Annotated in this window: 13 protein-coding genes; 9 read left to right on the forward strand and 4 right to left on the reverse strand. The window is 54.1% G+C overall.

Features of this window, described 5'->3' with window-relative positions:
* The first annotated feature begins 163 nt into the window (after positions 1-163).
* The gene (gene rpoS, locus BOW52_RS01260; RefSeq protein ID WP_078482270.1) at positions 164-1,183 is read left to right on the forward strand and encodes an RNA polymerase sigma factor RpoS; all 1,020 of its coding nucleotides are present in this window, start codon (positions 164-166) and stop codon (positions 1,181-1,183) included.
* On the opposite strand, the gene BOW52_RS01265 is transcribed toward rpoS, so the two are convergent.
* Positions 1,180-1,551 (reverse strand): Mth938-like domain-containing protein, encoded by a 372-nt coding sequence (locus tag BOW52_RS01265; protein WP_078482271.1) that lies wholly within the window; start codon positions 1,549-1,551, stop codon positions 1,180-1,182. The two genes, rpoS and BOW52_RS01265, sit on opposite strands and share 4 nt — an antisense overlap.
* A 153-nt stretch (positions 1,552-1,704) precedes the next feature.
* On the opposite strand from BOW52_RS01265, the gene alaC reads away from it, so the two are divergent.
* The 4 genes from alaC to recJ are packed head-to-tail and all read left to right on the forward strand — an operon-like array spanning position 1,705 to position 7,126.
* The gene (gene alaC, locus BOW52_RS01270) at positions 1,705-2,919 is read left to right on the forward strand and encodes an alanine transaminase (RefSeq protein WP_135621914.1); all 1,215 of its coding nucleotides are present in this window, start codon (positions 1,705-1,707) and stop codon (positions 2,917-2,919) included.
* Positions 2,916-4,235 carry a homoserine dehydrogenase gene (locus BOW52_RS01275; RefSeq protein ID WP_078482273.1) on the forward strand — a complete coding sequence of 440 codons (1,320 nt, stop codon included), beginning with the start codon at positions 2,916-2,918 and terminating at the stop codon, positions 4,233-4,235. The genes alaC and BOW52_RS01275 overlap by 4 nt, the downstream gene beginning before the upstream one ends.
* Before the next feature lie 15 nt (positions 4,236-4,250).
* Positions 4,251-5,378: a hypothetical protein gene (locus BOW52_RS01280; protein ID WP_172840053.1), complete on the forward strand. Its 1,128-nt coding sequence runs from the start codon at positions 4,251-4,253 to the stop codon at positions 5,376-5,378.
* 8 nt (positions 5,379-5,386) lie between these two features.
* Entirely contained in the window at positions 5,387-7,126 is a 1,740-nt protein-coding gene (recJ, locus tag BOW52_RS01285; protein ID WP_135621918.1) for a single-stranded-DNA-specific exonuclease RecJ, read from the forward strand.
* Positions 7,127-7,129: 3 nt separating this feature from the next.
* On the opposite strand, the gene hflD is transcribed toward recJ, so the two are convergent.
* From hflD to BOW52_RS01300, 3 genes are all read right to left on the reverse strand, one after another.
* On the reverse strand, positions 7,130-7,768 hold the full coding sequence (gene hflD, locus BOW52_RS01290) for a high frequency lysogenization protein HflD (protein WP_078482275.1): 639 nt from the start codon (positions 7,766-7,768) through the stop codon (positions 7,130-7,132).
* Between the two features lie 4 nt (positions 7,769-7,772).
* Entirely contained in the window at positions 7,773-8,876 is a 1,104-nt protein-coding gene (mnmA, locus tag BOW52_RS01295; protein WP_172840054.1) for a tRNA 2-thiouridine(34) synthase MnmA, read from the reverse strand.
* A gap of 63 nt (positions 8,877-8,939) precedes the next feature.
* The gene (locus BOW52_RS01300) at positions 8,940-9,386 is read right to left on the reverse strand and encodes an NUDIX hydrolase (protein WP_078482277.1); all 447 of its coding nucleotides are present in this window, start codon (positions 9,384-9,386) and stop codon (positions 8,940-8,942) included.
* 147 nt (positions 9,387-9,533) lie between these two features.
* Here BOW52_RS01300 and BOW52_RS01305 point away from each other — a divergent pair, with 147 nt between their 5' ends.
* From BOW52_RS01305 to clpA, 4 genes are all read left to right on the forward strand, one after another.
* Positions 9,534-9,836: a hypothetical protein gene (locus BOW52_RS01305; RefSeq protein ID WP_078482278.1), complete on the forward strand. Its 303-nt coding sequence runs from the start codon at positions 9,534-9,536 to the stop codon at positions 9,834-9,836.
* Positions 9,837-9,939: 103 nt separating this feature from the next.
* Positions 9,940-11,196 (forward strand): NADP-dependent isocitrate dehydrogenase, encoded by a 1,257-nt coding sequence (gene icd, locus BOW52_RS01310; protein ID WP_078482349.1) that lies wholly within the window; start codon positions 9,940-9,942, stop codon positions 11,194-11,196.
* Positions 11,197-11,398: 202 nt separating this feature from the next.
* Entirely contained in the window at positions 11,399-11,722 is a 324-nt protein-coding gene (gene clpS, locus BOW52_RS01315; RefSeq protein WP_078482279.1) for an ATP-dependent Clp protease adapter ClpS, read from the forward strand.
* Between the two features lie 29 nt (positions 11,723-11,751).
* Complete coding sequence (clpA, locus tag BOW52_RS01320; RefSeq protein WP_078482280.1) at positions 11,752-14,019, forward strand: ATP-dependent Clp protease ATP-binding subunit ClpA; 2,268 nt, start codon at positions 11,752-11,754, stop codon at positions 14,017-14,019.
* Positions 14,020-14,038 lie beyond the last annotated feature (19 nt).

Genomic DNA, 14,038 nt, shown 5'->3' on the forward strand with positions numbered 1-14,038 from the left:
TCGTCGTTCGCTCGCGCTCTCAACTACGAATAGGCAGACGGCGTCGACTATCGCGGACTAACCGCCTTCGCTTCGCTATCCATGGCGGTCAGCGTATGGAGTTGTGTTGTGTGAGTGCATGGCGTTAAGCTGAGTCTGCACCTGCAAAAAGGAAGCAGTAATAATGAGCAATAAGCAGTCGCCAGATCAGACGTCGCAAGAAGTTGAAGTTGCGGATTCAGATGAGACAAAAGAACTGCGCCTCGATGATGATGGGGCAACAACGAAACATCCCGATACTCCCCCCGGCGCACCCTCTTCTAAAGAGAGTGACAAGAAGTCATATGAGGCGGGTGAGATTTCGAGTCGGCAGATGGATGCCACTAGAATTTATCTTAAAGAGATCGGTTTCTCCCCTCTGCTTACAGCAGAGGAGGAGGTGCACTACTCTCGCATGTCGCTCAGGGGAGAGGAGGCGGGTCGCAAGCGGATGATTGAGAGTAACCTTCGCCTGGTGGTGAAGATTGCACGCCGCTATATGAATCGAGGTCTTGCACTACTCGATTTGATCGAAGAGGGTAATCTCGGTCTGATACGCGCTGTGGAGAAGTTTGATCCTGAGCGCGGGTTCCGTTTCTCAACCTATGCGACCTGGTGGATACGTCAGACTATTGAGCGCGCCATCATGAATCAGACGCGCACCATTCGACTGCCAATCCATGTCGTCAAAGAGATTAACGTCTATCTACGTGCTGCTCGCCAGCTATCACAGAGGCTTGATCGTGAGCCGACCCCTGAAGAGGTGGCTGCTGAGCTTGATCGACCGATCAAGGATGTAAAACGGATGTTGGGGCTCAATGAGCGCACCGCATCGGTTGATGTTCCGATCGGTGGTGAGGAGGGTGGCAAGTCGCTGCTCGATGCGATCCCTGATGAGAACTCACTCGATCCAACCGATTTTCTACAAGATGAGGCGATCGTCTCATCGCTTGATCGTTGGCTGGAGAAGCTAAACGATAAGCAACGCGAGGTGGTGGAGCGCCGCTTCGGTCTGCACGGCTACGATATCTCCACGCTCGAACAGGTCGGCAATGAAATTGGTGTAACACGTGAGCGTGTCAGACAGATACAGATGGATGCGCTGCGACGTCTACGCGAGATTCTCGAGCATGACGGCTACTCGATCGAGGTGTTATTGCGCTAGTCGAGTAGCAGTGCCGCAGCAACGCGGCGACTATCTGCGAGCAGTATGTTGTAGGTTCTACATGCCGCAGCCGTATCCATAACCTCTACACCGATACCGGCATTGATCAGATCGATCATCAATTTTTGGTTGGGAAAACGCTGTTTCTCACCCGTTCCCAGCACCACCACCTCGGGCTCCAGCTCGGCAATCGAGGCGAAATCGTCGCGTTGCAGCTGTTCGAATCCCGCGCTACACCACCCCTCGAGGAGCTTTTCTGGGGTGACAATCAGCGATTCAGTGTAGGTGGTCGCACCGATCTTGATCGCATCACGTTGGTAGGCACGAATGGCGTGGCCACCTGCCGATTGTTCAAGTTGAAACTGCATAAACGCACCTTACCGGTCTCATCTGCCTCGCTCAATAGCTAGCCTATAAAATATAGTGTTTGACACCCTTTCCCCTGCTAAGTAATGTTTTGCCTCTTGGCTGGGGTTATGCCCCGAATTGATGTGGCTCAGGCCCAATCCGGAAACAGATTTGTGATCGAAGAATTTCAAAGAATCAAGCGCTTACCGCCCTATGTTTTCAATATCGTTAATGAGTTGAAGGCTAAGGTACGAGCCCGTGGCGAAGATATTATCGATTTCGGCATGGGTAACCCCGATCAGCCGACTCCTCAACATATCGTCGACAAGCTGGTTGAGGCCGCTCAGCGTGGGGATACCCACCGCTACTCAGTCTCGCGCGGCATCCCACGCCTGCGCCGTGCCATCTGTAACTGGTATAAGAGCCGTTTCGATGTCGATCTCGATCCAGAGACTGAATCGATTGTCACCATCGGATCTAAAGAGGGTCTCGCCCATCTGGCGCTCGCTACCATGGGACCCGGTGACGCGGTATTGGTCCCCAATCCCGCCTATCCGATCCACCCCTACGGCTTTACCATCTCTGGTGCCGATATCCGCCACGTACCTCTGGTCGAAGGAGGTGACTTCTTCGGTGAGCTGGAGAAGGCGATCAAGGACTCGTGGCCGAAGCCAAAGATGCTGGTACTGAACTTCCCTGGTAATCCCACCACGCAGTGCGTCGAACTCGACTTTTTTGAGAAGGTTGTTGCGATTGCGCGCGAGCATGAGATCTGGGTGGTGCACGATATCGCCTATGGCGAGATCGCCTTCGATGGCTATAAACCACCCTCTATCCTTGAAGTGCCCGGTGCCAAGGATGTCGCGGTTGAGTTCTACTCACTGTCGAAGAGCTACAACATGCCGGGCTGGCGTGTCGGTTTTATGTGTGGCAACAAGACACTGGTCGCTGCGCTGGCACGAATGAAGTCCTATCTCGATTACGGCATGTTTACTCCGATCCAGGTTGCAGCAATCACCGCACTTGAGAGCGACCAGAGCTGCGTGACTGAGATCCGTGACATGTACCAGAGTCGTCGCGATGTGCTCTGTGATGGCCTTACCAGCATCGGCTGGGCAGTTGAGAAGCCGAAGGCGACGATGTTTGTCTGGGCCCCAATTCCCGAGCAGTACCGTCATCTCGGTTCGCTCGAATTTTCTAAAAAACTACTCGCTCAAGCGAAGGTTGCCGTTTCACCCGGCATCGGCTTTGGTGATTATGGTGATGACCACGTCCGTTTTGGGCTCATCGAGAATGAACATCGTACCCGTCAGGCGGTGCGAGGTATTCGCGAGATGTTCCGTAGCGATAGTAAGGCTGCAGCTGCAGCAGAAGGAGATGAGTCTTGAAGCCCGTAAATGTTGGCCTGCTGGGTCTTGGAACAGTTGGTGGCGGTACCGCCAAGGTACTCTCACGTAACGCTGAGGAGATCACGCGCAGGGCAGGTCGTGGCATCCGCGTGGTGCACGCAGCCGCACGTAATATCGATAGCGATAATCGTCCCATGGGTACCGAAGAGGCGGTTCTTACTAACGACGCCTTTGAGGTGGTTAACAATCCTGATGTCGATGTGGTGGTTGAACTGATCGGTGGTTACGATCTGGCGCGTGAACTGGTTCTCAAGGCAATCGAGAATGGCAAGCATGTGGTCACCGCCAACAAGGCGTTAATCGCTCTGCACGGTAACGAGATCTTCACTGCGGCTCAGGAGAAGGGTGTGATGGTCGCGTTTGAGGCGGCTGTTGCTGGCGGTATTCCGATTATTAAGGCTATCCGTGAGGGGCTGGCAGGTAACCGCATCGAGTGGCTGGCCGGCATCATCAACGGTACTGGTAATTTCATACTCACCGAGATGCGCGACAAGGGACGTGACTTTGCCGATGTACTGGCTGAGGCACAGGCGCTCGGTTATGCCGAAGCCGACCCGACCTTCGACGTTGAGGGTATTGATGCCGCTCACAAGTTGACCATCCTTGCCTCGATCGCCTTCGGTATTCCTCTACAGTTCGAGAAGACCTACACCGAGGGGATCAGCAAGATCACCAGCGATGATGTCGATAATGCCGCGCAGCTTGGTTACAGCATCAAACACCTCGGTGTGGCTCGTAGCACCGAGGAGGGCGTTGAGTTGCGCGTCCACCCAACTCTGATTCCTCAGCGCCGCCTGATTGCAAACGTTGACGGTGTTATGAATGCGGTACTGGTGAAGGGTGATGCCGTGGGCCCGACCCTCTACTACGGTGCCGGTGCCGGTGCCGAGCCAACTGCCTCGGCCGTTGTTGGTGATATTGTCGATGTAGTACGTACTCTCACCTCGGACCCTGAGAACCGCGTACCACATCTCGCTTTCCAGCCCGATGCGCTCTCCGATCATCCCATCCTGCCGATGGAAGAGATCGAGACGGCCTACTATCTGCGTATTCACGTCAGTGATAAGCCGGGTGTAATTGCCGATGTCTCTCGCATCCTTGCCGATCAACAGATCAGCATTGAGGCGATCCTGCAGAAGGAGCAGCCTGCTGATGCCGATTGGGTACCGGTGATCATGTTGACCCACCGTATCCGTGAGAAGCAGATGAACGAGGCAATCAAGCAGATCGAAGCGCTCGACACCGTGAAAGAGCAGGTTGTTCGAATTCGACTCGAAGCCCTCGATTCGGAATAGCTGCAACGCTACCGTGTGCCGTTACACAAAGGTGTAGCGGCACATAAACTCTGTGCAACTCCCCAAAGCCGAGCTAAGCGAGCAACGACTATCTCAGCGCCACAGAAAAATCTCACCCTGCTGATTCCTGGTCTACTGGGGCCGATTCCGCCCCATGGCGGTGCCCACTTCGAGCTACCTAAACTCGAGTCTCTATTGAGCAGAAGCGTTGTGTGTACCAACCATCACGACGCTACCCATAACCTCTTCGCCTGTTTTACCCCATCGCGCAATATCACTCCGCCGTTCTCCGTTGCGCAGGCAGCCTATGTCGCTGATGTTTCCAGCCCATCGGATAATGAGGTTGGTTATCTTCTGCGTGCAGATCCTGTCCATCTCCGCCCTGAGATAACGGGACTGCATCTCTACGAGATGCAGCTGCTCAACATTGAGAGAGAAGAGGCGGAGGCCCTGATTGAGTCGATTAACGAACTGATTACACCCACTGGTATGAGTCTCGAAATGGGTACTGAAGGGCGTTGGTATCTCAAGCTTGCAGAGGATCCAAAGCTGAACTGCATGGCGCTTGAAGAGGCGATCGGTTGTGATGTCAGTCAGCATCTGCCGAAGGGGGAGGGCGGGGCGCAATGGAACCAGTGGCTGAATGAGATACAGATGCTGCTGCACACCCATCCGGTCAATCAGCAGCGTCAACTCACAGGTCGTGCCGAGATCAACAGCCTCTGGCTCTGGGGTGGTGGTCAACTACCTGAGCTTTCGTCTCACTTTGATGAGGTGTGGAGTAATAGTGTGGTGGCAGAAGGGCTTGCACGACTCTCAGCCACAGCACACCACGATCTGCCACAACGGGGTGATAACTGGCTCGACGGGGTTGATACCTCTTCATCCAAAATACTACTGGTTATTGAGGGCCTGGAATCAGCACTCGCCTATGGCGATTTTGAATCCTGGTATAGCCAGTTACAGATACTCGACCGGAACTGGTTTGCTGCACTTCAATCGTTACTCGAATCGGGAGCAGTTGAATCGATACAGCTACTGCCGTGTAGTGGCAGTGAGTATCGGATCACTCGTTCGGATCGCTGGAAGCTGTGGCGGCGAAAAAAACCCATTGTTGATCTGATCAACTACCTGAGAGATTAAACACCATCGTGACTGATAAACAGATTATTCGGCGTGAAGAGCCTGTAGTGAGTGAATCGATCGCAAACAGTGGTCTTCCACCGCTGCTGGCACGCATCTACGCCTCTCGCGATATCAGATCCACTGGCGAATTGGAGCATGGGCTCAATGGCCTGCACTCCTATCGAGAACTGGCGGGTGTCGATGCAGCGCTCAAACTGCTCCATCAGGCGCTCAGCAGTGGTTGGCGTCTTCTGGTTGTTGGAGATTTTGATGCCGATGGTGCAACGAGCACCGCTGTAGCGGTGCGTGCACTGAAGATGATGGGGGCGGCCGAGGTCGACTTCCTGGTGCCGAATCGCTTCGAGTATGGCTACGGTCTGACCCCCGAAATTGTTGATGTCGCAGCTGAACGTAATCCTGATCTGATCATCACCGTCGATAACGGTATCTCAAGTCTGATGGGTGTGGCCGCTGCGCAGCAGCACGGTATTCAGGTGCTGGTGACCGACCATCACTTACCGGGCAGAGAGCTTCCGGCGGCCCAGGCGATCGTTAACCCTAACCAGCTCGGTGATAACTTCCCGAGTAAGAACCTTGCAGGGGTTGGCGTGATCTTCTATCTGATGATGGCGCTGCGTACCTATCTGCGTGAGCAGGGATGGTTCGCTGAACGCAATTTAGCCGAGCCCAATCTGGCACAGCTGCTCGATCTGGTGGCTCTGGGTACGGTCGCCGATGTCGTCCCGCTTGATCACAACAACCGGATTCTGGTGGCACAGGGATTATCACGAATTCGCGCCGGTAAGGGGTGTTGCGGCATTCAGGCGTTGATCGAGGTGGCTAAGCGCAACGCCTCACGTCTGGTCTCGGCCGATCTCGGTTTTGCCATTGGACCGCGGCTCAATGCGGCAGGGCGCATGGATGATATGAATCTCGGTATTCGTGCGCTGTTAAGTGATCGTCTCGAGGAGGCGCGAACTATCGCTAGCCAGCTTGACCAGCTTAATCGTGAACGGCGTGAGACTGAGGATTCGATGCGCGAGCAGGCGGTCGCCGATCTCGACAAGATGAATCTTGACGATAGCTATGAGATGCCGATGGGACTCTGTCTCTATGACCCCAACTGGCACCAGGGTGTGATCGGGATACTTGCCTCGCGGATCAAGGATCGTGTGCATCGCCCGGTGATCGTCTTCACCGATGACGGCAATGACTCAATCAAGGGCTCCGCACGCTCTATACCTGGACTGCATATCCGCGACGCACTCGATGCGGTCGCGACACGTGAGCCGGGGTTGATCACCAAGTTTGGTGGCCATGCGATGGCGGCCGGATTGAGTCTGTCTCGGGAACACTTTCCCGCCTTCAGCGAGGCCTTCGATCAGGAGGTGAGTGCACACCTTACAGAGGAAGACCTGCAGGGCGTGGTGTTGAGTGACGGGGCGCTGACCGAGGATGAAGCTGAGCTGGTACTGGCTGAACAGCTCCGTTTCTCAGTGCCGTGGGGGCAGGGTTTTCAGGAGCCGGTCTTTGATGGTGAGTTCGAGGTACGCCAGCAGCGTATCGTCGGTGATAAGCATCTCAAGCTGGTGCTCGCCTGGCCCAGTGGCAATAAAGAGGTCGATGCGATCGCCTTCAACGTTGAGCCTGCGCTACTGGATGGCAGCCTACAGAGGGTTCGTGTCGCCTATCGACTCGATGTAAATGAGTGGCGGGGTGTGCGCAGTGTGCAGCTATTGATCGAATATATTGAGTCGATCGACTAACGACTATTGATATCCCTCTTCAAGCTCAGCACAGAGTGCATGGGCCTGAGCAAGAATCTTTTTACGACCAAAGATTAACCTTAACTTTCCGCCTCCTGCTTGCTTCCAGAGAATCGCTGAACGAACACCTGACAATAGCAGGGCGCGAATGCGATTGGCATTCTCCGGGCTGTTTAGTGTCGCTGGATCGCCCTGCACCATGATGCGTGGTTGCAGGGTGCTGATGGTGGTGAAGTAGGTGTCTGCCAGACCTGCAATAACGTTGCTGTGGGTCGGTTCAAAATGGTTAAGCTGCTGACGTGCCCGCTCGATACCTGCGGTGACCGTTTCCAGCAGATCACTGCGCTTCATCAGCTGCTTCTCCAGGTGAAGCAGGGTGATCAGGTACTTGGTGGTCTCGATATCGCGTTGCGAGGTATCGTCGCCAAGCTGTCTGATCAGCAGGCGAAGTCCGTTGGCAACCCCCGCCAGACCACCGTAGACCGCTTCGATCGATGCCGGTTCGGTCTCGAAAACGGTGCCGACCATGGTCTGTAGGTCGTCTTGATCGTACTGCTCGCCGTGAGCAAGCTGTTTGACCATGGTCACCGCCTGCAGTGTGCCTGCTAGTGCTATGGTCTGGTTTCTAACTGTTTTTTCCATCTCTCTACTCTATTGCTGATTCGATGATGCCACCACCGATGCAGACCTCACCTTGATAGAAGACAACCGACTGACCTGGGGTGACGGCCCACTGCGGTTGTTTAAATTTGACCTGGCAGCACCCATCTGAAATCGGCTCAATAACACAGGCGGCATCGCTCTGGCGATAACGTGTTTTGGCGCTGCACTCGAGCGGTAGATCTGGCGCGCTTCCAGTAACCCAGTGGAGTTGGCTCGCCTCGAGACCGGTGTGGAACAGAAGCGGATGGTCGTGTCCCTGTGCGACCAGCAGTACGTTCTGCTCGAGCTCTTTTCCGACCACAAACCAGGGATCTTCACTCTTGCCCTTGATGCCACCGATACCCAGCCCCTTACGCTGCCCAAGGGTGTAGTACATCAATCCCTGATGTTCGGCGACATACTCACCCTCGGGCGTGCGCATCTCACCGGGACGGGCGGGGAGGTAACGACTGAGAAAGTCACGAAAATCGCGTTCTCCGATGAAGCAGATGCCGGTGCTATCTTTCTTGTTTTTGGTCGTAAGGTTGGCCTCCTCAGCCAGACGGCGCACCTCCGGTTTGGGTAGATGGGTGAGCGGGAAGAGGGTGCGGCTCAGCTGCTTTTGCCCGAGGGTGTAGAGGAAATAGCTCTGATCCTTGTTCCGGTCCTGACCACGTAATAGCTGGAAGTTCCCATCGACCTGATCGACTCCGGCGTAGTGGCCTGTCGCGATATAGTCGGCGCCAAGATCGATGGCGTAGTCGAGAAACGCCTTGAATTTGATCTCACGATTACAGAGTACATCGGGATTGGGGGTGCGTCCGGCACCGTACTCATCGAGAAAATACTTAAATACACGATCCCAGTACTCGGCAGAGAAGTTGACTGAGTGGAGTGGAATATCGAGCTGATCGCAGACCGCCTTGGCATCGGCCAGATCCTCAGCCGCACTGCAGTACTCCTCGTTATCGTCCTCCTCCCAGTTCTTCATGAAGAGACCTTCAACCTGGTAACCCTGCTGTTTAAGTAGCAGCGCAGCGACAGAGGAGTCTACGCCTCCGGAGATGCCAAGGATGACGCGAGTAGAGGCAGGATGTGACATAGACAAGGGGTTAACGTAACTGCGTAGAAAGAGTGGTGACTATTCTACCGACAACAAACCCTGAGTGCCTCATATCTCGCTGATTAGTTCGAGTGGATAGCGCTCGCCCGCCAGGTAATCATCAATACAGTGAAGCACCATGGGACTGCGCAATTTGATTGATGCGTTTACTAACTCGTCACGCGTGAGCCAGAGCGCCTGTTCAATACCCTGGTCGAGCGGTTGCTCAGGATGGTGGTCACCACAGCTGCCACAGAAGGTGACGCGGACGTAGGTGCGCTGATCCTCCGGACGAGTCCAGTTGTAGATACCTACAATCGACTCCGGTTGGAAGGTCCAGCCACTCTCTTCTTGAGTCTCACGAATAACCGCATCCAGTAGCGTTTCACCCGGTTCGAGGTGTCCCGCTGGCTGGTTATAGACGCGCTTTCCCTCGCTGATCTCCTCAACACAGAGAAAACGCCCATTTTTCTCGCAAATGGCGGCTACGGTGATGTGGGGTCTATCGATCTTCATCGCTGATCTGTGAGCATGGTAACGGTTTGATTCAGGGTTTCTGACTAAAATTAGCCCACGAGTCTCTATTTGGGAATCACAATAGTGAGTGTAGTTGAGGTCAGACGTCATATTAGCAAACGAATACGACTTGCGTGTTCGTTGCAGATGTCGGGCGGTCAGACCTTCTACGGAAGCACTCGCACACTTGCGATTGAAGGTGCCTTTATGGAGAGCACCTCGTTTTCAGCCGCAGGCGGTAAGATGCCCGAAATTGGCCAGGTTGGACTGCTCACGCTACGTTACAAATGTGGTATGAATGAAGCGCGAATCTTGACCAAGTGCCAGATACTCAATCTTCTGGGAACAGGTGTTGGAATCTCGATTCGCTACTCTGAACTCTCAAGAGCCGATCAGCGCACCATGGGACGAATTGTCGCCAGTGGTCGTGCCAATCTGGATGACGAGTAGCTCTGCCTGTTAATTCCGACCCAATAGCCCCGTGTTTTGCATGGCCTCCGTCGCGTTTTGAAGTGGTAGAATGCCTGCCAATTCAACAGCAACGGTAATGGTAATGGCTTACGACAAGATCGCAATTCCTGATTCTGGCGAGAAGATCACCCTCAACGACGACTCTTCTCTCAACGTACCTGATCAACCAATTATCCCCTTCATCGAAGGTGATGGAATCGGTGTCGATATCACCCCGGTGATGAAGAAGGTTGTTGATGCCGCCGTTGAGAAGGCCTATGGCGGCAATCGCAAAATCGCCTGGATGGAGGTCTATGCCGGTGAGAAGGCCAATAACCTCTACGGTGGCGATGTCTGGCTACCTGAGGAGACCTTTGAGGCGGTGAAAGACTATGTTGTCTCGATCAAGGGACCGCTCACCACCCCCGTTGGTGGTGGTATCCGCTCTCTCAACGTTACCCTGCGTCAGGAACTCGATCTCTACGTCTGTCTGCGCCCGGTTCGCTACTACACGGGTACACCTAGCCCGGTTAAGGAGCCTGAGAAGACCGATATGGTTATCTTCCGTGAGAATTCCGAGGACATCTACGCCGGTGTCGAGTGGGCCGAGGGGAGTGACGAGGTGAAGAAGGTAATCGACTTCCTGCAGAGTGAGATGGGAGTGAAAAAGATCCGTTTCCCAGAGAGCTCCGGTATCGGTATCAAGCCAGTTTCGGCCGAGGGGACCAAGCGTTTGGTACGCAAGGCGATCCAGTATGCGATCGATAATAAACGCCCCTCAGTGACCCTTGTGCACAAGGGCAACATCATGAAGTTCACCGAGGGTGCCTTCAAAAACTGGGGTTACGAGCTTGCCAAGGAGGAGTTTGGCGCGGTTGAGATTGATGGTGGTCCCTGGTGCAGCTTCAAGCATCCGGAAACCGGTGAAGAGATCGTTATCAAAGATGTCATCGCTGACGCCTTCCTACAGCAGATCCTGCTGCGTCCTGCCGAATATGATGTGATCGCAACCCTGAATCTCAATGGCGACTACGTCTCTGACGCCCTGGCGGCGCAGGTCGGTGGTATTGGCATTGCTCCCGGTGCCAACCTTTCAGATAGCGTCGCGATGTTCGAAGCAACTCACGGCACCGCACCAAAATATGCCGGTAAGGATCAGGTCAATCCCGGTTCGATCATTCTCTCAGCCGAGATGATGCTGCGCCACATGGGATGGACTGAGGCTGCTGATCTGGTGATTAAGGCGATGGAGGGTGCAATCCAGGCCAAAACCGTTACCTACGATTTTGAGCGTCTGATGGAAGATGCAACACTACTGAGCTGCTCTGCCTTTGGTGATGCGATGATAGAGAATATGTAACGATCAGTTAGTTAGCACCCAATCAACCCCGGTACTGATTCATCAGGCCGGGGTTTTTTGTGCTTGAAATACTTAATCAGGCCCATATACCTACTAAAAGCGTCGGTTATTGCAATCTGTTGCAGATCTGGCACGATGAAATTGAGGCAATGGGTAATAAAAGTGTATTTCGTTACGGTAAGAATCGGCTAAAATCGGCATCATGAGTAATAAAGAAGATCAACATCAACATGACGACGGGCTCACTCTGCAAGAGGAGAGGCCGAAGCTGAAAAAACCACCCATGTACAAGGTTGTACTGGTGAATGACGACTACACACCGATGGATTTTGTGATTGAGGTACTGGAGCGTTTCTTCTCGATGAATCGAGAGAAGGCAACCCAGATCATGCTTCATGTGCATACGCGGGGTAAGGGAATTTGTGGTGTCTTTACCCGGGATGTGGCCGAGACCAAGGTCTCACAGGTGAATGACCACTCCAGAAACAACCAGCACCCGCTGTTGTGCACGCTGGAAGAGGCGTAACTCGCCAAAGCAATTGAGGTTAAAAGGTCATGCTGAGTAAAGAACTGGAACTCTCGTTAAACAACGCCTTTCAGGCTGCTCGCGACAGTCGTCATGAGTTTGTCACGGTTGAACATTTGCTGGCTGCGCTGCTCGATAATCTGGCCGCAGCTCCGGTACTGCGGGCCTGTGGTGTTGATATCGATAAACTCCGTCTCGACCTGAGCGATTTCCTGGAGGAGACAACGCCGCTGATTCCCGTCAACGATGCGCGTGAGATTCAGCCGACCCTCGGATTTCAGCGTGTACTGCAACGTGCCATCTTTCATGTGCAATCCTCTGGCCGAGATGAGATCACAGGCGCCAATGTACTCATTGCCATCTTCGGTGAGAAGGAGTCGCAGTCGGTCTACTTCCTTGGTAAGCATGATGTGACACGTCTTGATGTGGTCAATTACATCTCACACGGCATCTCCAAGGTCGATGAGGATGAGGAGCTCTTTGGTGAGCCGCTCTCTTCGAGTGAAGATCTGGGGGAAGAGGGCGGTGGTGAAAAACAGCCACTTGAGAGCTTCGCCACCAATCTCAATGAGAAGGCACGCCTCGGGGAGATCGATCCACTAATCGGTCGTAAAGAGGAGGTTGAACGCACTGTACAGATCCTCTGCAGGCGTCGTAAGAACAATCCACTACTGGTGGGTGAGGCGGGTGTCGGTAAAACGGCCATTGCCGAGGGGCTGGCTAAGCTGATTGTCGATGGCGAGGTCCCCGAGGTGCTCTCTGAAGATACGATCTTCTCACTCGATCTCGGCGCGCTGGTGGCCGGTACGAAATACCGAGGCGATTTTGAGAAACGTCTCAAGGCGCTGCTGGCTCAGTTGCAAAAAACTCCCGGTGCCGTGCTCTTTATCGACGAGATTCATACCATCATTGGTGCCGGTTCAGCATCGGGTGGCGCGATGGATGCCTCCAATCTGATCAAACCGATGCTCGCATCGGGTGAACTGAAGTGCATCGGCTCGACCACCTATCAGGAGTACCGCGGCATTTTCGAGAAGGATCGAGCCCTGTCGCGTCGTTTCCAGAAGATTGATGTTCCAGAGCCGAGTGTCGATGAGACCTTTGAGATCCTCAAGGGGCTTAAGTCACGCTTCGAGGAGCACCACAAGGTTAAGTACCCGCTCAATAGCCTGCGTGTTGCCTCTGAACTTTCTGAGCGCTATATCAACGACCGTCATCTGCCCGACAAGGCGATCGACGTCATCGATGAGGCGGGTGCACGGGTGCAGCTGCAGCCGGCATCTAAGCGTAAAAAGACCATATCCGTGCAGATGATTGAGGAGATTGTCTCCAAGATGGCACGTATTCCGCCGAAGACCGTATCGGTCTCTGATAAGGATTCGCTGCGTAACCTCGAGCGCGATCTGAAGATGGTCGTCTACGGACAGAATGAGGCGATTGATGTGCTCAGCTCGGCGATCAAGATGTCTCGCTCCGGTCTTGGTAATCAGGATCGCCCAATCGGCTCGTTCCTCTTCGCCGGTCCTACCGGTGTTGGTAAGACCGAGGTGACCAAACAGCTTGCCAATATCATGGGCGTTGAGCTGATTCGTTTCGACATGTCGGAGTATATGGAGCGCCATACCGTTTCGCGCCTGATCGGCGCACCTCCTGGTTATGTCGGTTTCGACCAGGGTGGTCTGCTCACCGAGGCGATTAATAAACATCCCCATGCTGTGCTTCTGCTCGATGAGATCGAGAAGGCACATCCCGATCTCTTTAACCTGCTGTTGCAGGTCATGGATCACGGTACGCTGACCGATAACAACGGTCGTAAGACCGACTTCCGTAACGTTGTATTGGTGATGACCACCAACGCGGGCGCTGCGCAGATGAGCCGTAGTTCTATCGGCTTCACCACCCAGGACCACTCCAGCGATGGTATGGAGAGCATCAAGAAGACCTTTACGCCTGAGTTCAGAAACCGACTCGACTCAGTGATTCAGTTCAAGTCGCTCGATCCGTCAACCATCGGTCACGTTGTTGGCAAGTTTGTACTCGAGCTTGAGGCTCAGCTTGATGAGAAGGGTGTGACGATAGAGATCGATGATGAGGCACGTCTCTGGCTGGCGGAGAAGGGCTACGATCCGAAGATGGGTGCGCGGCCGATGGCGCGTGTTATTCAGGAGTACATCAAAAAACCGCTCGCAGAGGAGCTACTCTTCGGCCGGTTGGTCGACGGTGGCCACGTCAACATCACCAGTGACAGCGAAGGGCTTGTACTGGATATCGTCGAGGAGAGGGAGGCGGTACATTGAGGATCCGGTATTGACTGGA

This window comes from Solemya pervernicosa gill symbiont (assembly GCF_002020875.1).
In the GTDB taxonomy this organism is placed as follows: domain Bacteria; phylum Pseudomonadota; class Gammaproteobacteria.

What these genes read in the sequence shown, in the direction of transcription:
- BOW52_RS01300 (WP_078482277.1), bottom strand. Translation starts at nt 9,386, where the DNA reads ATGAAGATCGATAGACCCCACATCACCGTAGCCGCCATTTGCGAGAAA.
- icd (WP_078482349.1), top strand. Translation starts at nt 9,940, where the DNA reads ATGGCTTACGACAAGATCGCAATTCCTGATTCTGGCGAGAAGATCACC.
- clpA (WP_078482280.1), top strand. Translation starts at nt 11,752, where the DNA reads ATGCTGAGTAAAGAACTGGAACTCTCGTTAAACAACGCCTTTCAGGCT.
- BOW52_RS01265 (WP_078482271.1), bottom strand. Translation starts at nt 1,551, where the DNA reads ATGCAGTTTCAACTTGAACAATCGGCAGGTGGCCACGCCATTCGTGCC.
- BOW52_RS01305 (WP_078482278.1), top strand. Translation starts at nt 9,534, where the DNA reads ATGTCGGGCGGTCAGACCTTCTACGGAAGCACTCGCACACTTGCGATT.
- hflD (WP_078482275.1), bottom strand. Translation starts at nt 7,768, where the DNA reads ATGGAAAAAACAGTTAGAAACCAGACCATAGCACTAGCAGGCACACTG.
- clpS (WP_078482279.1), top strand. Translation starts at nt 11,399, where the DNA reads ATGAGTAATAAAGAAGATCAACATCAACATGACGACGGGCTCACTCTG.
- rpoS (WP_078482270.1), top strand. Translation starts at nt 164, where the DNA reads ATGAGCAATAAGCAGTCGCCAGATCAGACGTCGCAAGAAGTTGAAGTT.